23 protein-coding genes and 1 pseudogene are annotated in these 18,915 nt (G+C 69.2%); 12 read left to right on the top strand and 12 right to left on the bottom strand.

Annotated features, from left to right (window positions below):
- Position 1: 1 nt before the first annotated feature.
- From ACZ6O0_RS14545 to ACZ6O0_RS14530, 4 genes are all read right to left on the bottom strand, one after another.
- On the bottom strand, positions 2-703 hold the full coding sequence (locus ACZ6O0_RS14545) for a tyrosine-protein phosphatase (RefSeq protein WP_465765348.1): 702 nt from the start codon (positions 701-703) through the stop codon (positions 2-4).
- 4 nt (positions 704-707) lie between these two features.
- Positions 708-1,514, bottom strand: a complete 807-nt coding sequence (locus ACZ6O0_RS14540; protein ID WP_465765347.1) for a hypothetical protein — start codon at positions 1,512-1,514, stop codon at positions 708-710.
- Between the two features lie 102 nt (positions 1,515-1,616).
- Positions 1,617-1,940, bottom strand: a complete 324-nt coding sequence (locus ACZ6O0_RS14535; protein WP_465765346.1) for an AzlD domain-containing protein — start codon at positions 1,938-1,940, stop codon at positions 1,617-1,619.
- The gene (locus ACZ6O0_RS14530; RefSeq protein ID WP_465765345.1) at positions 1,937-2,623 is read right to left on the bottom strand and encodes an AzlC family ABC transporter permease; all 687 of its coding nucleotides are present in this window, start codon (positions 2,621-2,623) and stop codon (positions 1,937-1,939) included. The genes ACZ6O0_RS14535 and ACZ6O0_RS14530 overlap by 4 nt, the downstream gene beginning before the upstream one ends.
- A 54-nt stretch (positions 2,624-2,677) precedes the next feature.
- On the opposite strand from ACZ6O0_RS14530, the gene ACZ6O0_RS14525 reads away from it, so the two are divergent.
- Together ACZ6O0_RS14525 and ACZ6O0_RS14520 are read left to right on the top strand one after the other, a co-directional pair.
- Positions 2,678-3,247 (top strand): helix-turn-helix domain-containing protein, encoded by a 570-nt coding sequence (locus ACZ6O0_RS14525; RefSeq protein ID WP_465765344.1) that lies wholly within the window; start codon positions 2,678-2,680, stop codon positions 3,245-3,247.
- Positions 3,248-3,352: 105 nt separating this feature from the next.
- Entirely contained in the window at positions 3,353-4,438 is a 1,086-nt protein-coding gene (locus ACZ6O0_RS14520) for a ricin-type beta-trefoil lectin domain protein (RefSeq protein WP_465765343.1), read from the top strand.
- A 56-nt stretch (positions 4,439-4,494) separates the two neighbouring features.
- On the opposite strand, the gene ACZ6O0_RS14515 is transcribed toward ACZ6O0_RS14520, so the two are convergent.
- Positions 4,495-5,325 (bottom strand): SAM-dependent methyltransferase, encoded by an 831-nt coding sequence (locus ACZ6O0_RS14515; protein WP_465765342.1) that lies wholly within the window; start codon positions 5,323-5,325, stop codon positions 4,495-4,497.
- Between the two features lie 162 nt (positions 5,326-5,487).
- On the opposite strand from ACZ6O0_RS14515, the gene ACZ6O0_RS14510 reads away from it, so the two are divergent.
- Positions 5,488-6,360: a helix-turn-helix domain-containing protein gene (locus ACZ6O0_RS14510; RefSeq protein WP_465765341.1), complete on the top strand. Its 873-nt coding sequence runs from the start codon at positions 5,488-5,490 to the stop codon at positions 6,358-6,360.
- A 3-nt stretch (positions 6,361-6,363) separates the two neighbouring features.
- Here ACZ6O0_RS14510 and ACZ6O0_RS14505 read toward each other — a convergent pair whose 3' ends face one another.
- A complete protein-coding gene (locus ACZ6O0_RS14505; RefSeq protein ID WP_465765340.1) occupies positions 6,364-6,855 on the bottom strand; it encodes a winged helix-turn-helix transcriptional regulator in 492 nt (163 codons plus the stop codon).
- 169 nt (positions 6,856-7,024) lie between these two features.
- Here ACZ6O0_RS14505 and ACZ6O0_RS14500 point away from each other — a divergent pair.
- A pseudogene (locus ACZ6O0_RS14500) lies at positions 7,025-7,348 on the top strand (GNAT family N-acetyltransferase); the annotation flags it as partial.
- A gap of 78 nt (positions 7,349-7,426) precedes the next feature.
- Here ACZ6O0_RS14500 and ACZ6O0_RS14495 read toward each other — a convergent pair.
- Both ACZ6O0_RS14495 and ACZ6O0_RS14490 read right to left on the bottom strand, forming a co-directional pair.
- Positions 7,427-8,563, bottom strand: a complete 1,137-nt coding sequence (locus ACZ6O0_RS14495; RefSeq protein WP_465765339.1) for an epoxide hydrolase family protein — start codon at positions 8,561-8,563, stop codon at positions 7,427-7,429.
- The gene (locus ACZ6O0_RS14490; protein WP_465765338.1) at positions 8,553-8,900 is read right to left on the bottom strand and encodes a VOC family protein; all 348 of its coding nucleotides are present in this window, start codon (positions 8,898-8,900) and stop codon (positions 8,553-8,555) included. The genes ACZ6O0_RS14495 and ACZ6O0_RS14490 overlap by 11 nt, the downstream gene beginning before the upstream one ends.
- 53 nt (positions 8,901-8,953) lie before the next feature.
- Here ACZ6O0_RS14490 and ACZ6O0_RS14485 point away from each other — a divergent pair, with 53 nt between their 5' ends.
- Positions 8,954-9,736, top strand: a complete 783-nt coding sequence (locus ACZ6O0_RS14485) for an NAD(P)H-binding protein (RefSeq protein ID WP_465765337.1) — start codon at positions 8,954-8,956, stop codon at positions 9,734-9,736.
- Here the strand turns inward: ACZ6O0_RS14485 and ACZ6O0_RS14480 are convergent, their stop codons facing one another.
- On the bottom strand, positions 9,737-10,387 hold the full coding sequence (locus tag ACZ6O0_RS14480; RefSeq protein ID WP_465765336.1) for a TetR/AcrR family transcriptional regulator: 651 nt from the start codon (positions 10,385-10,387) through the stop codon (positions 9,737-9,739). It abuts the gene before it with no gap.
- A gap of 105 nt (positions 10,388-10,492) precedes the next feature.
- Between ACZ6O0_RS14480 and ACZ6O0_RS14475 the strand changes: the two genes are divergently transcribed.
- Both ACZ6O0_RS14475 and ACZ6O0_RS14470 read left to right on the top strand, forming a co-directional pair.
- A complete protein-coding gene (locus ACZ6O0_RS14475; RefSeq protein ID WP_465765335.1) occupies positions 10,493-11,944 on the top strand; it encodes an MFS transporter in 1,452 nt (483 codons plus the stop codon).
- A 95-nt stretch (positions 11,945-12,039) separates the two neighbouring features.
- The gene (locus ACZ6O0_RS14470; RefSeq protein WP_465765334.1) at positions 12,040-12,267 is read left to right on the top strand and encodes a hypothetical protein; all 228 of its coding nucleotides are present in this window, start codon (positions 12,040-12,042) and stop codon (positions 12,265-12,267) included.
- Positions 12,268-12,278: 11 nt separating this feature from the next.
- Here the strand turns inward: ACZ6O0_RS14470 and ACZ6O0_RS14465 are convergent, their stop codons facing one another.
- Positions 12,279-12,857: a dienelactone hydrolase family protein gene (locus ACZ6O0_RS14465; protein WP_465765333.1), complete on the bottom strand. Its 579-nt coding sequence runs from the start codon at positions 12,855-12,857 to the stop codon at positions 12,279-12,281.
- Between the two features lie 58 nt (positions 12,858-12,915).
- On the opposite strand from ACZ6O0_RS14465, the gene ACZ6O0_RS14460 reads away from it, so the two are divergent.
- Positions 12,916-13,497, top strand: a complete 582-nt coding sequence (locus ACZ6O0_RS14460) for an ArsR/SmtB family transcription factor (RefSeq protein WP_465765332.1) — start codon at positions 12,916-12,918, stop codon at positions 13,495-13,497.
- Here ACZ6O0_RS14460 and ACZ6O0_RS14455 read toward each other — a convergent pair.
- The gene (locus ACZ6O0_RS14455) at positions 13,461-14,309 is read right to left on the bottom strand and encodes a helix-turn-helix transcriptional regulator (RefSeq protein WP_465765331.1); all 849 of its coding nucleotides are present in this window, start codon (positions 14,307-14,309) and stop codon (positions 13,461-13,463) included. The genes ACZ6O0_RS14460 and ACZ6O0_RS14455 overlap by 37 nt on opposite strands.
- A 69-nt stretch (positions 14,310-14,378) precedes the next feature.
- Here ACZ6O0_RS14455 and ACZ6O0_RS14450 point away from each other — a divergent pair, with 69 nt between their 5' ends.
- The 4 genes from ACZ6O0_RS14450 to ACZ6O0_RS14435 are packed head-to-tail and all read left to right on the top strand — an operon-like array spanning position 14,379 to position 17,534.
- The gene (locus ACZ6O0_RS14450; RefSeq protein ID WP_465765330.1) at positions 14,379-15,200 is read left to right on the top strand and encodes a phytanoyl-CoA dioxygenase family protein; all 822 of its coding nucleotides are present in this window, start codon (positions 14,379-14,381) and stop codon (positions 15,198-15,200) included.
- Positions 15,187-15,645 carry a TIGR03618 family F420-dependent PPOX class oxidoreductase gene (locus ACZ6O0_RS14445; RefSeq protein WP_465765329.1) on the top strand — a complete coding sequence of 153 codons (459 nt, stop codon included), beginning with the start codon at positions 15,187-15,189 and terminating at the stop codon, positions 15,643-15,645. The genes ACZ6O0_RS14450 and ACZ6O0_RS14445 overlap by 14 nt, the downstream gene beginning before the upstream one ends.
- Before the next feature lie 13 nt (positions 15,646-15,658).
- On the top strand, positions 15,659-16,585 hold the full coding sequence (locus ACZ6O0_RS14440) for an aldo/keto reductase (protein ID WP_465765328.1): 927 nt from the start codon (positions 15,659-15,661) through the stop codon (positions 16,583-16,585).
- A 46-nt stretch (positions 16,586-16,631) separates the two neighbouring features.
- Positions 16,632-17,534 (top strand): hypothetical protein, encoded by a 903-nt coding sequence (locus tag ACZ6O0_RS14435; RefSeq protein WP_465765327.1) that lies wholly within the window; start codon positions 16,632-16,634, stop codon positions 17,532-17,534.
- 114 nt (positions 17,535-17,648) lie between these two features.
- Here ACZ6O0_RS14435 and ACZ6O0_RS14430 read toward each other — a convergent pair whose 3' ends face one another.
- Positions 17,649-18,809: an acyl-CoA dehydrogenase family protein gene (locus tag ACZ6O0_RS14430; RefSeq protein ID WP_465765326.1), complete on the bottom strand. Its 1,161-nt coding sequence runs from the start codon at positions 18,807-18,809 to the stop codon at positions 17,649-17,651.
- Positions 18,810-18,915 lie beyond the last annotated feature (106 nt).

Here is an 18,915-nt window from a genome sequence, read left to right as displayed (position 1 = left end):
TCTACGCGATCAGCCGGTCGCGGAGACGGCCGAGATCGTCGGTGGTCAGACCACCGTGCAGCAGGTATGCCTCGGGCCCGCCGTACTTTTCGTCGACATGGCGCAGAATCGCGACCAGCGACTCGGCCCGGGTATCGCGGAACTCGATCATCTCCGGATGCTTCGAGGTATCCGGTTCGTCCGCCAACTGTGCGGACAGCCAGTCGGCGAGTCGCGACCGGGTGAGGAAGTAGTCGGCGACGATCTCGTCCTCGGGGACGCCGGCGACGCTGAGCGCGAGCGCCACGACCATGCCGGTGCGGTCCTTGCCGCCGTGGCAGTGCACGACCACCGCGCCGTCGGGCTCGTCCGCGATCGCCTTGACGGCGGCCGCGAACAACTCCGGCCGCCGGTCGAGCATCCAGGTGCAGGCGGCCACGATCGTCGGCTGCCCGTGATCCGGGTCGGCCGGGTCCTGCAGCGACTGGCGGACGGCGAGCGGGTCCCCGGTGAACGGGGTCGGCGCAATCTCCACCTCCTCGTCGCCGCGGAGATCGAGGATGCGGCTGACGTTGGAACGGCGTACCGCCTCGACGCCTTCGGGCGTGAGGTACTGCAGGCTCTCCGAGCGGATCAGGACGCCTTCGCGGATGGTGCGGCCGTCGGCGGTCGGCAGTCCGCCGACGTCGCGGGCGTTGCGGCAGCCGGGCCAGTCGAGATCCACCGGGTTACCGGTCCTCGGGGCGGTCCGGATTCGGTCCCGGGCTGTACGGCGGAGGCGGCGGGGTGCTGCCCGGCGGCGGGTAGTTCCCCGGCGGGTACTGGCCGGGTGGGTAGTTCCCGGGCGGCGGATAGTTGCCGGGCGGGTAATTGCCGGGTGGCGGGTAGTTGCCCGGCGGATAGTTGCCCTGCGGGTATTGGCCGGGCGAGTACTGGCCCTGCGGGTACTGGCCGGGGGGATAGTTGCCTGGGGCACCTGGTGGCTGGTTCGGGAAGGTGTTCGACGGGCGGTTGCGCCTGCGGTTCTTGACGATGCCGATGGTGAGCAGGGTCGCACCGAGGGCGAGGAACACCAGGAACGAGCCGATCGCGCCGAGGATCGACAGCACGAACGCGACCACGGACGACCGCGGGCCGACGGCGTACGTCGCGGACGTCTCGTCGTCGGCGCAGGAGACGCTGTAGTCCCCGGCCGGGACGGTGTCCACCGACCGGGCGACGACGTACCAGCTCTCGCCGTTGATCGTGATCGTCTCCGACCCACCCGGGTCCTCGAGCGGCACGTCGGCGCCGGAGGCGTCCTTCGCCTCGCACGGCGGCGCGGGGACCGGCAGGGAGGCGTAGATCGTCAGGCCCTCCTCGTCCAGGTGGACCACGCCGTTCTCGATCGACTCCGGCGTCTGCGGCGCCGTCACGACGATCCGCCAGACGAAGAACCCGGTCAGCAGGATGCCGATCGCGAAGCACGCGATCGCGATCCAGATCAGCGTCTTCTTGGCCGGCGCCGGCGCCGGCTGCCCGGGATAGGTGCTCATCCACGTCCTCGCTTCGCTCCGGGCGCGGATGAGACACAACAGGCGCAGTGCTCGATGATGAACTCACTACGTTCGTTCATGACAGCACGCTATAGCCTCCGGCTACGGTACGCCGAGCAATCGCAGACCGGCCGCGGTCACGGCGGCCGCCACCACGACCAGCACGAACGGCGCCTTCCGCCAGGCCAGGACCCCGCCGACCAGCACCCCGGCGGGCCGGGCGATCCCGGCCGGACCGTGGCCGTCCGTCAGCGCGGAGGTCGCGACCAGCGCGGTCAGCAGGACGATCGCCGCCGCCGCGAGGACCTGCTGCGCCCGTTCCGGGATCTCGAACCGGCTGCGCAGCGCCGGCCCGGCGAACCGCAACGAAAAGGTGCCTACGGCAAGAACCAGGATGCCGGCCAGCACGAGCGGGGTGTTGGTCACTGGGACACCTCCAGCGCGGGCTTCTCCGCGCGGTAGAACAGCAAGCCGGCCAGGGCGAGCAGCACCGGCAGACCGGCCGGGAGGAAAGGCGTCGCGGCCAGCGCGACCACGACTCCGGCCAAGGCCGCCGTACGGGTCGAACGATCGCGCAGTGCCGGCAGGACCAGCGCGAGCAGGACCGCCGGGAAGGCCGCGTCCAGGCCGAACACGTCGGTGTCGGTGATGACGGATCCCGCCAGGCCACCGACGACGACACCGACGTTCCAGCAGACGAAGATGCCGAGACCACCGGCCCAGTAGGCGGCACGCTTCTGCGCGAGCTCCTCCTGGCCCATCGCGAACGCGACGTTCTCGTCGGTCATCACGTGGCTGCCCGGCACGCGCCGCCAGCCACTGCCGATCACGTCACTGACCGCCAGACCGAACGCGACATGCCGGGTGTTCACCAGCAGGCCGGCGATCATCGCGGCGATCGGGCTGCCGCCGGCCGCCACGATCCCGACGAACAGGAACTGCGAGGCACCCGCGAACACCACGATCGACAGCAGCACCGGCACCCACAGCGGCAGCCCGCCGCCGAGGCTGATCGCGCCGTAGGACAGGCCGACGACGCCGTCGGCCAGGCAGACCAGGCCGATGTCACGGGCCAGGCCACGGTCGAGTGTTCGCCAGATCGAACGCATGGGCATTATGATGAACAGCGCACCGCCCGTTCGTCAAGCCGAACAACCAGACCGATGGAGCGAACACAGATGGACAACAAGGCGCCACTCGAGGTGATTGCCGCTTCGTTGCGCAGACATCGGGCTCGGGCAGGCCTGTCCCTGACCGAGGTGGCCAAACGCGCCGGCGTCGCCAAGTCAACGCTCTCGCAACTCGAGTCCGGCACCGGGAACCCCAGCGTCGAGACCCTCTGGGCCTTGGCCGTCGCCCTCGACACCCCGTTCGCCGCGCTCCTCGACCCGCCCCGCCCGAAGGTCCAGGTCATCCGCGCCGGCGAGGGCCCGATCATCTACTCCGACCAGGCCGAGTACAGCGCGACCCTGGTCGCCTCCAGCCCCCCGAACGCCCGTCGCGACATCTACCGCATCGTCGCCTCCCCCGGCCCCGGCCGGAAGTCCGAGCCGCACATGCCCGGCGTCGTCGAACACGTCATCCTCGGCTCCGGCCGCGCGCTGGTCGGCCCCGCCGACGACCCCGTCGAACTCACCCCGGGCGACTACATCGCCTACCCCGGCGACCTCCCCCACATCTTCCAGGCCCTCGAGGAAGGCACCGCAGCAACGCTCGTTTCCGAGCACGTGTAACGTTAAGCGCTCACCTCTGGACATTAGCGCGCAGGTCTGCGCATCATCATCGCGAGAGAGCTCTCTGGCCGAAGTTCGCCCGCTTCGCTTGGAGGTTGCACCCCGATGAGACTCAAGTCCCTGCTGCTCTGCGCCCTTCTCAGCCTCGCTGCCGCGGTGATCCCGGCGTCCGGCGCCGCCGCCATCGGCGTCACGCCCGGGACGTACGTCAACTACACCTTCGACACGGCCTCGGTCACCCAGGCCGAGTTCCGGATGACGATCAACGCCTCCCCCGGCAAGGCGAACGTCTACTGGGCCAACCAGTTCAGCTTCACCGCGAGTGAGGTCGGCGGGTACACCGGCATGCAGTCGCATCGCGACGGCGTCGGCATGTTCATCTACTCGCTCTGGAACTCGACCGCCTGGCGGGTCGGCGACGCCGGCACCTACTGCATCCAGTTCCAGGAGGACGGCACCGGTGGCAGTTGCCGTCTGGACCAGTCGCCGGTCGCCGGCCACACCTACGCGTTCGCCGTCGCCAGCGAGGGCAGCGGCTGGTACGGCGTAACCGTCCGCGACCTCACCGCCGGTACGTCGTTCAAACTCGGCAGCCTGCAGACCGGAGCCGGCAACGCGATCAGTACGGCGGGCATGGTCAGCTGGACCGAGTATTTCGACTGGAACAACGACAACGCCACCTGCGACGACGAGCCGTACGCGAAGCTGACGATGTCCGCGCCGACGAGCGGCAGCCAGACGGCACACTTCACCGGCAGTTCGGAGAGCAGTGGATGTGCCGCCGACAGCCAGGTGACGCTCTCGGGCTCGACCGCCGTACAGGAGAACGGGATCGGCAACTCGTCGTCCGGTGAGATCCGCGGCAGCGGCGGCTGTCTGGACGTCTCCGGCAGCGACGGTACGTCGATCCTGCTGTACAGCTGCTCCGGCGGGAACAACCAGAACTGGGTGCACGCGGAGAACCGCACGCTGCACGCGCTCTTCAGTTGCATCGACGCGAGTGCCACCCAGTCGGGCGCCGTGATCCTCTACAGCTGTCACGGCGGCGCCAACCAGCAGTGGACCCAGCCCGGCGACGGGACGATCCGGGCGAACGGGCTCTGCCTGACCGCGCCGGTTGCTCTAGGCAACAAGGTGACGGTTGCCGCCTGCAACAACTCGGCGGCACAGCGCTGGACCACGCCGGCCTGAGACGACGGAGCGCCCGGGACCGCAGTGGTCCCGGGCGCCCCGTCGTACCGGTCGGGTCAGAGCTTGCGGCCGACGGCGCCGGCGATGCACTCCTCGACCTGGTTGAGCGGCTTGACCCGGGGGCCGTCCGGCCACCACTCGTCGCAGAGCGCCAGGCCCGGCGGGATCAGCTCCTGGTCGGGGAACAGCTCGAGCAACTGCTCGCGGGTGCGGAAGACGCCGCTGCCCATCGGGCTGTGGACGAACTTCTCCTCCATCATCCGGGCGATCTCCGAGTGCTCCGGCGTCTCCGGGTCGAAGAAGTGCGCGATCACCGTGTACGACCCCGGGACGACGGCGTCGACGTACTTCTGCATGATCTGCGGGCCGTCGTCACCGACGTAGTGGTGCAGGGTGCCGTTCTGGATGACGGCGATCGGCCGGCTGAAGTCGAGGAAGTCGTTCACCTCGGACAGGCTCAGCACGTCGTCGGGGTCGAAGATGTCGGCGCTGACGAACAGCGTGTTCTCGTTCTCCTCCAGCAGCGCGCGGCCGTGCGCGAGCACCACCGGGTCGTTGTCGATGTAGAGGACCTTCGCCTCCGGCTGCAGCCGCTGCACGACCTGGTGGGTGTTCTCCGCGGTCGGCAGCCCGGAGCCGCAGTCCAGGTACTGCGTGATGCCCGCCTGGCCGGCCAGGAACCGGCAGGCCCGGATCAGGAAGTTCCGGTTCGACCAGGCCAGGTCGTTGACCTGGGGTGCCACGGTGGCGACCTGGCGGAGCACTTCGCGGTCGATCTCGAAGTTGTCCTTGCCGTTCAGGGCGGCGTCGTACACCCGGGCGATGCTGGCTCGGGTGGTGTCCACGCCCACCGGGATCGAACTGGGTGCCTTGGTGGCATCGGGCATCAGTGGTCCTCGCACAGGGTCGGGATATCGGTGGCCCCGACTCTACTGACAGTAGGGGCCGGTGGACACATGGTGTACGCGCGCCGGGCTGGACGTGCTCACAATCTGTTGTGAAATGATCTACTGCTTGCACAGGGACACAGCGCTGCTGGGAGGCGAGGCGTGACGGAACCGGGCGCGTACAGCGGTCCGACCGCCTTGCGCATCATGCTCGGCGCCCACCTCCGCCGCCTGCGCGAGGAGGCCGGGATCACCCGGACCGACGCGGGCTGGGCGATCCGTGGCTCGGAGTCCAAGATCAGCCGGCTCGAGCTCGGCCGGGTCGGGTTCAAGGTCCGCGACGTCGACGACCTGCTGACCCTCTACAAGCTCCAGGACGGCGACGAACGCGAGCGTCTGCTCAACCTCGCCCGCGACGCGAACAACCCGGGCTGGTGGCAGCGGTACGACGACCTGACGCCGAACTGGTTCCACTCCTACCTCGGCCTGGAGATGGCCGCGGACCTGGTCCGGACGTTCGAGCTCCAGTTCGTCCCCGGGCTGTTGCAGACCCCCGACTACGCGCGGGCCGTGGTCCAGCTCGGCCGGCAGGACAGGCCGCTGTCGCGATCGGAGCAGGAGCGCCTGGTCGCGTTGCGGATGGCCCGCCAGCAGGTGCTCACCCGGCAGCGGCCGGCCCGGCTCTGGGCGGTCGTCGACGAGGCCGTGCTGCACCGGCCGATCGGCGGTAAGACAGTGCTCAGAGCGCAACTGGAGTTCCTGATCGAGGCGTCCAAGCGGCACAACGTCACGCTGCAGATCATCCCGTTCGGCAAGGGCGGCTACACCGCGACCGGCGGCGCGTTCACGCTGCTGCGCTTCAACGACACCGACCTGCCGGACATCGTCTACATCGAGCATCTGACCAGCGCTGTCTACCTGGACAAGCGCGAAGAGCTCGACACGTACGTCGTCACGATGGACGCGCTGTCGATCGCGGCGGCCCAGCCCCGCGAGACCGACCGCATTCTCCGCGAGGCCATCGCCGCGCTGTAGCGGCTACCCCGCCAGGGCGCGCAGCTGGGCGCCCGGCCCGGGCCTGATCGCGACCTCGCGCGGCACCGGTTCGTGGTCGGCTTCGCAGCGCAGGACGACGTGCACGCGCTCACCGCACTCGCCGCGGTGGCGAGGCTCGATCGGCGGGCCGTCGTCGAGCGGGAGGTACTCGTCGCCCCACTGGATCATCGCGACGAGAACCGGATACAGGGCGAGTCCGGCCTCGGTCAGGCGGTACTCGTACCGCTCGCGCTGGCCCGGGAGGCGGTAGGGCTGCCGGCGGAGCAGACCGCGCTCGATGAGCGCCGCGAGTCGCTCGGTCAGCACCTGCCGCGGGATGCCGGCCCGGGCGCGGATGTCCTCGAACCGCCGGACGCCGACGAACAGCTCGCGGAGCACGTGGAACGTCCACTTGTCGCCGAGGATCTGCATCGTCCGCGAGATCGTGCAGTTCTCGGTCGACCAGCGCATCGCCTCGGGCACCTGCTCAGTCATAGCGTCAGGATAAGTCTGCTTGACAGACTTAGCCAAGTCGAGCCACGCTGAATCCGTGAATCAGACTCAGACCACGGACCGAACGCCCGCAGCGCGGCCGGTGCCGACCGCGACGAGACCGCCGCTCGTCCGCCGTGCCGGTGAACCCGACACGGACGAGCTGGCGCTGATGCTGACGGGGCTGTCGGACCTCAGCCTCTACTTCCGGTTCCAGACCGCGATCGGCCGTCCGCCCCGGCCCGCGCTGCTGCTGCGGATGCTCTGCCCGACCGGCGCCGCGTTCGTCGCGACCCGCGAGACCGCGATCGTCGGCCACGCGATGTGGGCCTGGGCGCCGGGCGAGGCCACCGCCGAGCTCGCGGCGATCATCAGCGAACCCGAGCAGCACCGCGGGCTCGGGATCCGGATGCTGTCGATCGCGGCCGGGGATGCGATCGCGGCCGGAGCGCGGCATTTTCTCTTCGTGGTCAGCCCGTCCAACGACCGGACGGTCCGGATGATCCGCCGCCGCTGGCCGGAGGCGACGGTGGAGCGCGAGGGCACGCTCCTCAACTTCTCCGTACCGGCCCGCCTACCGGACCAGCCGGAAGAACGCGCGGATGTCGTCGACGAGCAGGTCCGGCGCCTCGAGGGCGGCGAAGTGCCCGCCGCGGGTGAACTCCGACCAGTGCACGATCCGGTGCCGGCGATCTAGCACGCGCCGGATCGCGGGATCCGTCGGGAACACGGCGACACCGGTCGGCACGCCCGGCCTGACGTCGTCGGCCGCGTGGCGGTTCTCGTAGTACAGGTTGGCCGAGGACGCACTCGTGTTGGTGAACCAGTAGATGCTTGCATCGGTCAACAAGTGGTCGAGGTCGACCGCGTCCTCGGGCAACGCGCGGGCCGGATCGGTCCACTCCCAGAACTTCTCGAGGATCCAGGCCAGCTGTCCCACCGGTGAATCGCTCAACCCGAACGACACCGTCTGCGGCCGCGTTCCTTGCAGGTCGGCGTACCCGGTCCCCACCGCACGCAACCGCTCCGCTGCCGCGAGTCGCGTGCGTTCGACCTCGGTCAACTGCTCGACATCGCCTGGCTCGATCGCGGGATAGGCCAGTCCACCATTGATGTGTACGCCAACCACGTGCGACGGATCGATCTGCCCGAGCAGCGGCGACACGACGGATCCGGTGTCGCCACCTTGAGCGCCGTACCGCTCGTAGCCGAGCCGGTTCATCAACTCGGCCCACGCCCGCGCGATCCGCCCGTGGTTCCATCCCGCGGACTCCAACGGCACCGAGAACCCGTGCCCCGGAACCGACGGCACCACGACATGGAATGCATCCCGCGCGTCCCCGCCGTACGACGCCGGATCCGTCAGCGGCCCGAGCACCGGCAGAAACTCGGCCACCGAGCCCGGCCACCCGTGCGTCAGCACCAACGGCAACGCGTCAACCTCGCGCGAACGCACGTGGAGGAAGTGAATCGTCTGCCCATCGATCCGCGTCGTGAACTGCGGATGCTCGTTGAGCCGCGCTTCCCACTCGCGCCAGTCGAACGCCAGCCAGCGCTCTACCACGCCACGCAGGTACTCAACCGGAACTCCGCGCTCCCACCCGTTCCCAGGTAGTTGCCGTGGCCAACGAACTCGCCGCAGCCGCTCCCGCAGGTCGTCGAGCTCCGCATCCGGCACCTCGATACAGAACGGAACCAGCTCAGAGGTCATACGCCGTCTCGTGCAGCGGCTGGTAGAGCCCGACCTCCCCGCCCCCTGGCAACCGGATCGACGTCAGCAGACCCCAGCGCTCTTCCTGCACGGGCTTGACGAACTCCACTCCCCGCGCGGTCAGCTCGGCGACGGTCCGCTCGAGGTCGTCGCACATCAGGTACAGCTCGTGCGACTCCTCGTCGGCCGGATGCATCGCCACCTCGGCCGGCGGCAGCTTGAAGATCAACCAGCCGTGGCCGGTGTCAACGTGCGGATACTCGAGCACGTCCCGGAAGAAGTTGCGATCCGCCTCGGCATCCCGGCTGAAGATGATCACATGCGCACCATTGATCATCTCCCGCACTCTACTCGGGAATACCCCCGCCCACCGGCCAGGTTGCCGACAGCATGATCCTCGTGACGGGCGCCTCCGGAAACGTCGGCCGCGAACTGATGAGCCGCCTGCCGGACGCTCGCGCACTCGACCGCCGCTCGGGCGCCGACCTCGCCTATCCGGAGACACTGACCGAGGCACTCGACAGTGTCGACACCGTTTTCCTGGTCTGGCCGTTCCTCACCGCCGACGGCGCGAGGGCGACTCTCGACGCGATCGGCCGGCAGGCTCGCCGGGTCGTCTACCTGTCGTCGTCCGCGGTCCGCTTCGGGCCGGACACCGACCCGATCACGCGGCTGCACGCCGATCTCGAGGCGAGCGTGCAGGAGTCCGGACTCGAGTGGACGATCCTGCGGGCGGACACCTTCGCGTCCAATGCACTGGGTTGGGCTGGGCAACTGCGGGCCGGTGACGTCGTGCGTGGACCGGACAGTGCCGCGACCGCGGTGATCGATCCCGCCGACATCGCGGCCGTCGCCGCTCGTGTCCTGCTCGAGCCCCGACCAGGCACCACGTACACACTGACCGGCCCGGAGGTGCTCAGCCGGTCCGACCAGGTGCGCATTCTCGGTACGGCGCTGGGCCGCGACCTGACCTTCGTCCCGACCCCGTTCGACGAGACTCGGGCACAACTGCTGGCGGACGGGCGGCCGGCGGCGCTCGTAGAGGCGTTGATCGGCAGCGCGGAGAACCGGCCGGCATCCGACCTCGTCACCGGCACAGTGGAGGAGCTGACCGGGCGGCCCGCGCGAAGCTTCCGGGAGTGGGCCGACCGGAACGTCAACGCCTACAGGTGATCAGCCCTCGACGACGGTGACCGGGGCGGTCCACAGGCCGACGATGCCGTCGATGAGTCCGTCGGCCATCTCCTGCCAGGTCGCCCGCGCGGTCGGCGATCCCTCGGCCAGTGCGCGCTCGAACTCCGCGGTCATCTGGATGATCAGGTGCCGGGCCATGTCGTTGCGTTCGAGCCGGACCGGCAAGGGCAGATCGGCCAGGCACACGTTCAGGCCTTCGAGGATCTGCTGCAGCGTCGGCGACGTGAGCGACTCCTCGACCTGGATCTGCCGCAGCGACGGGTCGGTCATCAGCTGGGCACTGAACCGCGCCAGCCAGCTCGGCGTGCCCAGGCTGCCCATGTGGTCGGTCGCCGACCGCACCAAGCAGGTGATCCAGTCCCGCACGTCCAGCGTGGGTCCCAGCTCGGCCAGCAGTTCCTTGCGGCGCGCCTCGATCGGCTCGGAGTGTTTGCGCACGATCGCCCGGACGAGGTCGGACTTCGTCCCGAAGTGGTACCCGACCGCGGTGTTGTTGCCCTGCCCGGCCGCCTCGCTGATCTGCCGGTTGGACACCTCGTGCACGCCCCGCTCGGCGAACATCCGCTCCGCCGTCGCCATGATCAGCTCGCGGGTCGCGTTCACCCGCTCGGTCCGGATCTCCCTCGCCATCATCATCACCACTCACAGTGTGCCCCGGTGACTTGTTTAAGTCAACTGCCTGACTTAAAGTCTAGTTGCACAAACCAACTATCTAGTTCGTCCCGGAGGCCTGTGATGTCCGTTGCTCCCACCCCGGCCGAGGCGCCGCCGGCGCCTTCGCGCACCGGTGCCGTTGTACCGGTGCTCGCCTCGGCCGGCATCACGGTCGCGCTGATGCAGACCCTGGTGATCCCGCTCGTCCCGGAGCTGCCGCGGCTGCTGCACGCCTCGGCCGCCGGGACCGCCTGGGCGATCACCGCCACCCTGCTCGCGGCCGCGGTCGCGACGCCGATCATGGGCCGGCTCGGCGACATGTACGGCAAGCGCCGGATGCTGCTGATCAGCATCGGCATGCTGGTCACCGGCTCGGTCGTCGCCGCGCTGAGCAGCTCGCTGACGCCGATGATCGCCGGCCGTGCGCTGCAGGGTCTGGCCGCCGGCGTGATCCCGCTCGGCATCAGCATCATGCGCGACGAGCTGCCGCCGGAGAAGCTCGGTACGGCGACCGCGCAGATGAGCGCGTCCCTCGGTGTCGGTGGTGCCCTCGGCCTGCCCGCGGCCGCACTGCTGGCCGACAACTTCAACTGGCACACGCTTTTCTGGCTCTCGGCCGCCCTCGGCGCGATCGTCCTCGTGCTCGTCGTGCGCTTCGTCCCCGAGTCCTCGGTCCGCTCCGGCGGCCGCTTCGACGTCCTCGGCGGAGTCGGGCTGTCGACCGGCCTGATTTCGTTGCTCTTGGCAATCTCCCAGGGCGCCGACTGGGGCTGGACCGGTGGCCGGACACTCGGCCTGTTCGCGCTCGCGGTCGTCGCGCTGCTCGCGTGGGGCTGGTGGGAACGCCGTACCGACGAGCCGTTGGTGGACCTGCGAACGACGGCCCGCCCGCAGGTGTTGCTGACCAACCTGGCGTCGATGGTGTTCGGGTTCGCGATGTTCGCGATGTCGCTGGTGCTGCCGCAGTTGCTGCAGATGCCCAAGGCCACCGGCTTCGGTCTCGGCCAGTCGATGCTGGCGTCCGGTCTGGTGATGGGCCCGTCCGGCCTGGTCATGCTCCTGACCGCGCCGTTCTCGGCCAAGATCTCGAAGACCCGCGGGCCGAAGGTCACACTGATGCTCGGCGCCGTCGTGGTCGCGGCCGGGTACGGCGTGGGCAGTGTGCTGATGGGTTCGGTCTGGGAGCTCGTGCTGGTCTCGCTGCTGATCGGCGCCGGGATCGGCCTGGCGTACGGCGCGATGCCCGCGCTGATCATGGCCGCCGTGCCGGTCTCGGAGACCGCGGCCGCGAACAGCTTCAACACCCTGATGCGGTCGATCGGGACCTCGGTGTCCAGCGCGGTCGCCGGTGTGATCCTGGCCCAGCTGACCATCAGCCTCGGCGGCTACACGCTGCCGTCGCAGACCGGGTTCCGCGTCGTCCTCCTGATCGGCGCCGGTGCCGCCCTGACCGCCCTCGCGATCGCGTCCTTCATCCCGACCCGCCGGGTCGCTGACGCACCGGTCCTGGAGGCCGAGGCCGCGCGAGCCTGACCACGCCCGCACCCTCGGGTGGTGTCCGCTTGGCACCAAGCGGACACCACCTACCCGGTTCACGGCCTGGCGATGTGGCGCATACTGGAGACCTGATGGAATCCTTCCGCGGGACGACGCGTCGTCATCTGTCCACGAGCCCCTTCAAACCCCGCGTTCCGGACCCGATCAAAGTTTTCGAGGTCGGGCAGCGGGTGTCCCATGACAGAGAAGGCCTGGGCCGGATCAGCTCGGTCGACGGCGGCTACGCGGTCGTCGTCGACTTCGGCGGCGGCAAGCTGATGCGCATCCAGGCACCCTTCGCCAAACTTCACGCCCTGTAGCTACCTGCCCCTCACGCCTCGAGCGCGCCGAGGAAGGTGAGCACGCGGCGCATCACCAGTGCGGCCGCCGCTTCGTCGTACGCCGGAAGCGAGGCGTCGGCGAAGAGGTGGTCCTTGCCCGGGTAGAGGAACAGCTCGGCCTGATCGGTGGACGCGACCAGCTCGCGGGCCGCGTCCAGATCGCCTTCGTCGGCGAAGAACGAGTCGCCCTCCATGCCGTGGACCTGCACCGGTACGCCGGCCGGCCACGAGCCGAACTCGGCCACCGGCAGGCAGGAGTACAGGAACACCGCCCCCTTCGCACCCGGGCGGGTCTGCGCGAGCTTCTGCGCGGGCATCACGCCGAGCGAGTGGCCGACGTACACCAGGCCCTCGCCGAGGCCCTCGCCGGCTTTCACGCCGTTGTCGAGGAGCGTCCCGAAGCCGGTCTGCTGCGCGTATCCGATGCCCTCCTCGAGGGTGGCGAACGTCCGGCCCTCGTAGAGGTCGGGCAGGTGGACGGTGTGGCCCGCCCGGCGTAGCTCGTCGGCGAACGACTTCACCCCGTCGGTGAGTCCCTGCGCGTGGTGGAACAGCACTACCTCGGCCATCGTCAGCTCCAATGATCCAAATATCTCGAACAATCGACGATGCTAGTCTATTCGGATCATGTCGATCAACAGTTCGGTCCCCGATTACGACCTCGCGGACACCATCGAGCTGACCACCGCGGAGCAGGTCCGCGCGATCAGCGACCCGTTGCGGACGACGATCCTCGGCCTGCTGCACGAGCGGGCCGCGACCGTGACCGAGCTGGCCACCGCGGTCAAACGCCCGAAGAGCACGGTCGCGCACCACGTGAAGGTGCTGACCGACGCGGGCATCCTGCAGGTGGTCCGGACCCGGCGGGTGCGGGCGATCGAGGAGCGGTTCTACGGCCGCGCCGCGCGGATGTTCTACATCGGTCTGGGCCGGCAGGGGCGGGACGGGCAGCTGCCGCACGACTTCAACGACTTCGAGGTCGCCGCCGAGGAGTCCAAGTCGGCGTACGACGCCGGACAGATGCGATCGTTCATCCGGCACGCGCGGATCCCGGAGGAGCGCGCGGCCGAGTTCTGGCAGGAGGTCGACCGGGTCATCCACGCCTTCGACCAGCTGCCGCGCTCCGGCGACACCACCTACGGCTTCACGGTCGGCCTCTACCCGATGATCGACTACCCGACGCTGCCGCCGGCCGAGGACGAGCGGTAGGCGGTGGGCGTGGTCCCGGCCACCTGACGGAAGACCCGGGCGAAGTGCTGGCTCGAGCTGAAGCCCAGGCTCAGGGCGAGTGCGGTGATGGTCACGTCACTGGTGTCGAGGAGCTCCCGGGCGCGGTCGATCCGGCGTTCGTTCAGATAGCGATGCGGCGGCTGACCGAGCTGGCCGACGAACAACTCCGCCAGGTACGACGGCGCCAGCCCGACGCGATCGGCCAGCTGCCGGAGTGTCCACCGCTCGTGGAACTCCTGGTCCAGAAGGCGTCTCACGGTCCGCACCGCCGGGTGCATCGCGAGCTGCGGTACGGCGGTCGGCGTCATGGACCGCGCGACCGCCAGCACCAGGTGGTCGACCGCGAGGGCCAGACCGGTTCCGGCGTACTCGTAGCGCGTGGTGAGCTCGCGAACCAGTTGGGCGAACGCGTAGGCGAGCTCTCCCGCCTCGCGGTGCACCACGGCCTTCGGCCACGGAGTCGCCAGGGCCGGTTGGCGGCGTACGACGGGTTTCAGGTCGATCGCGGCGAAGTAGAAGTGGTGGTTGCCCGAGCGTCCGGCCAGGTGGTGGGTGACGTGCGGCGGTACGGCGAAGAGGTGGCCGGGCCGGAGGACGTAGCTCTCCGCACCGGCCACCCAATGCGTGATGCCGTGCAGCTGCAGGTAGATCTCCCAGACCGGATGGTCGTGCGGCTCGATCAGGAACTGCTCGGGGACCCACTGCTCGCCGGCATGGACGAGGCCGCTCACCGAGTCGTGCACATCGGCATGGAAGCCCGCGCGCAGTCCGCTCGGCCGGGTCAAGGACACCTGAAGATTGTGTCCAGTCACCTGAACAACGGCAACGCTTCCGGCCGATCGGCTGCCTACGGTTCTCGCATGCTTCCAGGACCTGACGACATCGCCTTCTACCGTGAACACGGCTACTGGATCTCGCCGGTGATCGTTCCGCCCGAGGTGCTCGACGCCGCCGAGCGCGGAATGGAACGCTTCTACGCAGGCGATCACGACCACGCCCTCCCGGACCTGCCGGCCACCCGCGGCTGGCAGCCGGCCGATGGCGACGTACTCCGGAAGAACGACTACTCCTCGCTCCGTGTCGACGAGCTTGCCGCGATGGTCCGGCACCCGGCGATCGGAGCGACGGCGGCCGCGCTGTCCGGTGCGGACGGGATCCGGTTGTGGCACGACCAGCTGTTGCGCAAGCCGGTCGGCGGCTCGGCTCAGGTCGGCTGGCACACGGATCGGCAGTACTGGCAGTCCTGTACGTCGGACGACATGTTGACCGCGTGGGTCGGGTTCCACGACGTGGACGAGGTCAACGGCGCGGTGTCGTTCCTGCCCGGCAGTCACCGGTGGGACGTGACCGGGCTGGACTTCTTCTCGCAGGACAACGAGTCGCTCGCGGCCTCGATCGTCAACCAGGGCTTCGATCCCACTCCCGTCGTACCCCGGATGCGCCGCGGCCAGGTCAGCTTCCACCACTGCCGCACGGTCCACGGCAGCTCGGCCAACCGCGGTACGGCGCCACGCCGGTCGATCGCCATCCACCTCCAGCCCATCGACAACCGCTGGCGTCCCGGCTCGTCCCACCCGAACGACACGCTGGTCCGGCACACCCCCGACCCCGACTACACGGACCCGGCCATCCAGCCCTTGCTCTGGCCGAATCCGTTAGCGTCCAGGGGTGGACACTCGTAGCGGTCTCGATCTCGTTTCCCGGCTCGGCAGTCAGGACCACTGGCTCGCCGTACTCATCACCAGCCGGCGCTCCGGCGAACCGGCCGCCTCGGTCGTGAACGCCGGCGTGCTGGACCATCCGCTCACCGGCGAGCCGGTGGTCGCCGTGGTCGCCCGCGGCGGTACGGCGAAGCTCGCCCACCTCCGGCGTACTCCTCGCGCCACGCTCGTGTTCCGGGCCGGCTGGCAGTGGGTCGGCGTCAGCGGGCCGGTCGAGCTCGTGGGACCGGACGACGCGCTGCCCGGGATCGACGCGGAGCGCTTGCGACTGCTGTTGCGGGACATCTACCACGCGGCCGGCGGCGTACACCCGGACCTCGAGGAATACGATCGCGCGATGGCGGAGGATCGTCGTACGGCGGTCCTGGTCAAGCCGGAACACTTCACCGGCAACCCACCCGAGTAGGAAGAGAGCTGCTGTGGAGACGGTCGAGTTGGGTGGGAGCGGGACGGTTGTCTCGCGGGTCGTGCTGGGGCTGATGCGGATCAAGCAGCTCTCGGACGCGGAGATCCGCGAGTTGGTGGGTACGGCGCGTGAGGCCGGGGTGACGATGTTCGACCACGCCGACATCTACGGCGGGTCGCACGGCTGCGAGCAGCGGTACGGCGACGCGCAACCCGTCCCGCCGGCCGAGCGGGACCAGGTCACGATCCAGTCCAAGGTGGGGATCCGGGCCGGCTTCTTCGACTCCTCCCGCGAGCACATCCTGTCGAGCGTCGAGCAGTCGCTGGCCGCGTTGCGGACCGACTACCTGGACGTGCTGCTGATCCATCGCCCGGACACCCTGGTCGAACCGGACGAGGTCGCCGCCGCGTTCGACGAGCTCCACAGCAGCGGCAAGGTCCGCGCGTTCGGCGTCTCGAACCACACGCCCGCGCAGATGGAGTTGCTGGCCAAGTCGGTCCGGCAGCCGCTCGTCGCCAACCAGATGCAGTTCAGCATCGCGAACGCCGCCCTCGTCGCGCAGGGTCTGGCCGCGAACATCATGGGGCTCGACCAGTCCGCCGACCGGGATCTCGGCGTACTCGACTACAGCCGTTTGAAGGACATCACCATCCAGACCTGGGGGTCGCTGCAGAAGCCCCCACCCGGCGGCGTCTTCCTCGGTGACCGGGAGAACTACCCCGAGCTGAACGACGTCCTCGACCAGCTCGCCCACGACCACAACACCACGCCGACGGCGATCGCCATCGCCTGGATCGCCCGCCACCCCGCCCGCATGCAGGTCGTCATCGGCACCACCAACCCGGCCCGCGTCCGCGAATCCGCCGCCGGCGCGACCGTCCAGCTCACCCGCGAGGAGTGGTACCGCCTCTTCACCAGCGCCGGCCACATTCTCCCGTAACCAATTCGCGCCGGCAGCCATCTCTCAAGGTGAAGGGGTGGTGCGAATGTTCAAGGCAATCGGGATGGCGACGACCGCGGTGCTGCTGGTGGCAGCCGGCCTGCAGCCTGGTACGGCGACGGCCGCGGAGACCGCGGCCTGCGGGATCGGGCTGGGGACGGTGACCGCGGGCGGAGACCACACCGAACAAGCGATCACCAGCACCGTGCCACCCACCGCCGGCGCCGCCGCCCTCGTCGGACGCGGGGTGTACGCGCCGGGCCAGGCCAGGGTCAGCAGTTCCATGGTGGGCCTGGCCGACGAGTTCCTCGGCGTCATCGTCAACGGCTTCGCCCTGATCGGCGACGGGCTGTACTTCACCGCCTATTCCTCGAAGGACGGCACGATCACCGGCACCCCGTCCCAGCGGATCGGCGGCGGCTGGGCGAACTTCGTCGCGCTCGAGCAATCGCAGTACCAAGGCCCGACCGAGGCCGGCGTCTCGCGACGGAACACGTACGGACTCCGCAACGACGGCACGCTGTTCCGCTGGACCATCAGCACCAAGGGTGCCTGGGGCAACAAGGCATCCGCACCCGGCTTCGCCGCGGTGAAGTCGATGGTGCTGATCAGCCAGACCAAGACCTACGACACCTTCCTCGCGAACACCCGCGGCGGCGCGCTCTACACGATCCACATCCCGACCACGGCTCCGATGAAGCCGATCGTGAAGCAGGTCCGCGCGAAGACCTGGCAGGGCTTCGAGGCGATGGTCGCGCAACAGTGCGGCCGGTACGGCACCGTCCTGCTCGGCATCGACAAGGACACCCACACCGGCTACCTGTACGCCGTCGGCCACGCCACCGGCACCACCACCGTCATCCAGTCGATCGGCAAGGTCCCCACCACCTTCGCCAACACCGTCTACTTCCGCTGGATGGATCCCACCTACCCGCTCAACGGCGAGTAGGCACCATCCACCTGATGAGACCGCCCCGCGGCAACTCGCCGGCGGGAGCGCGCGCAGCAGGCGCGTCGAGGAGCGGAGCGACGAGGGAGCGCCTGCGCAGCACGCGTGGGGCGGCTACAGGTTTTTGAGGAGCTGGCGGGCCATGACGATGCGCTGGACCTGGTTGGTGCCTTCGTAGATCTGGGTGATCTTGGCGTCGCGCATCATGCGTTCGACGGGGTAGTCGTGGGTGTAGCCGTAGCCGCCGAGGAGTTGGACGGCGTCGGTGGTGACGGCCATGGCTACGTCGGAGGCGAAGCACTTGGCGGCGGCGCCGAAGTAGGTGAGGTCGGCGTCACCGCGTTCGGAGCGGGCGGCAGCGGCGTACGTGAGCTGGCGGGCGGCCTCGATCTTCATGCCCATGTCGGCGAGCATGAACTGCAGGCCCTGGAACTCCGCGATCGCCTTGCCGAACTGCTTGCGCTCCTTGACGTACCCGAGCGCGTAGTCGAGCGCCCCCTGGGCGATCCCGAGCGCCTGCGCGGCGATCGTCACCCGGGTGTGGTCCAGCGTCGCCATCGCTGTGGCGAACCCGGTCCCGGGGTCTCCGATGAGCCGGGACGCGGGGATCCGGACGTTGTCGAGGTACACCTCGCGGGTCGGCGAGCCCTTGATGCCGAGCTTCTTCTCCGGCGCACCGAACGAGACGCCCTCGTCCGACTTCTCCACCACGAAGGCAGAAATCCCGCGGGACCGCGCGTCCGGGTCCGTCACCGCGAAGACGGTGTAGTAGTCGCTGACCCCGGCGTTGGTGATCCACCGCTTCACGCCGTTCAGGACGTACGAGTCCCCGTCGAGCACCGCCCGCGTCTTCATCGAGGCGGCGTCCGAGCCGGCCTCGGGCTCCGACAGGCAGTACGAGAACATCGCGTCACCGGCCGCGACCGGCGGCAGGTAGCGCTGTTTGAGCTCCTCCGACGCGGACAGCAGCAGCGGCAGCGAGCCGAGCTTGTTGACCGCCGGGATCAGCGAGGTCGAGGCGCAGGCCCGGGCGACTTCCTCGATCACGATCACCGTCGCGAGCGCGTCCGCCCCGGCGCCGCCGTACTGCTCCGGGATGTGCGGCGCGTGGAAGTCCGAGGCCTTCAGGGCGTCGTACGACGCTTTCGGGAACTCCGCGAGCTCGTCCACGTCACCGGCGTGCGGGGCCACCTTGGCGTCGCAGACGTCGCGGACGGCGTCCCGGATCGCCTGGTGCTCCTCGGACAGCGCATACAGGTCGAATGAGTTACTCACGAGTCACACAGTACGACGAACAATCCCCGAAGGGAGGGCGTCATACGCCGAAAGTGATCAAGAGCGCACAGTCCAGAAGGCCGGCGGACATGAGCCGGTCACCGGC

The sequence above is a fragment of the Kribbella sp. NPDC048837 genome, from assembly GCF_055586945.1.
This window is presented reverse-complemented; position numbering and strand designations above follow the sequence as displayed.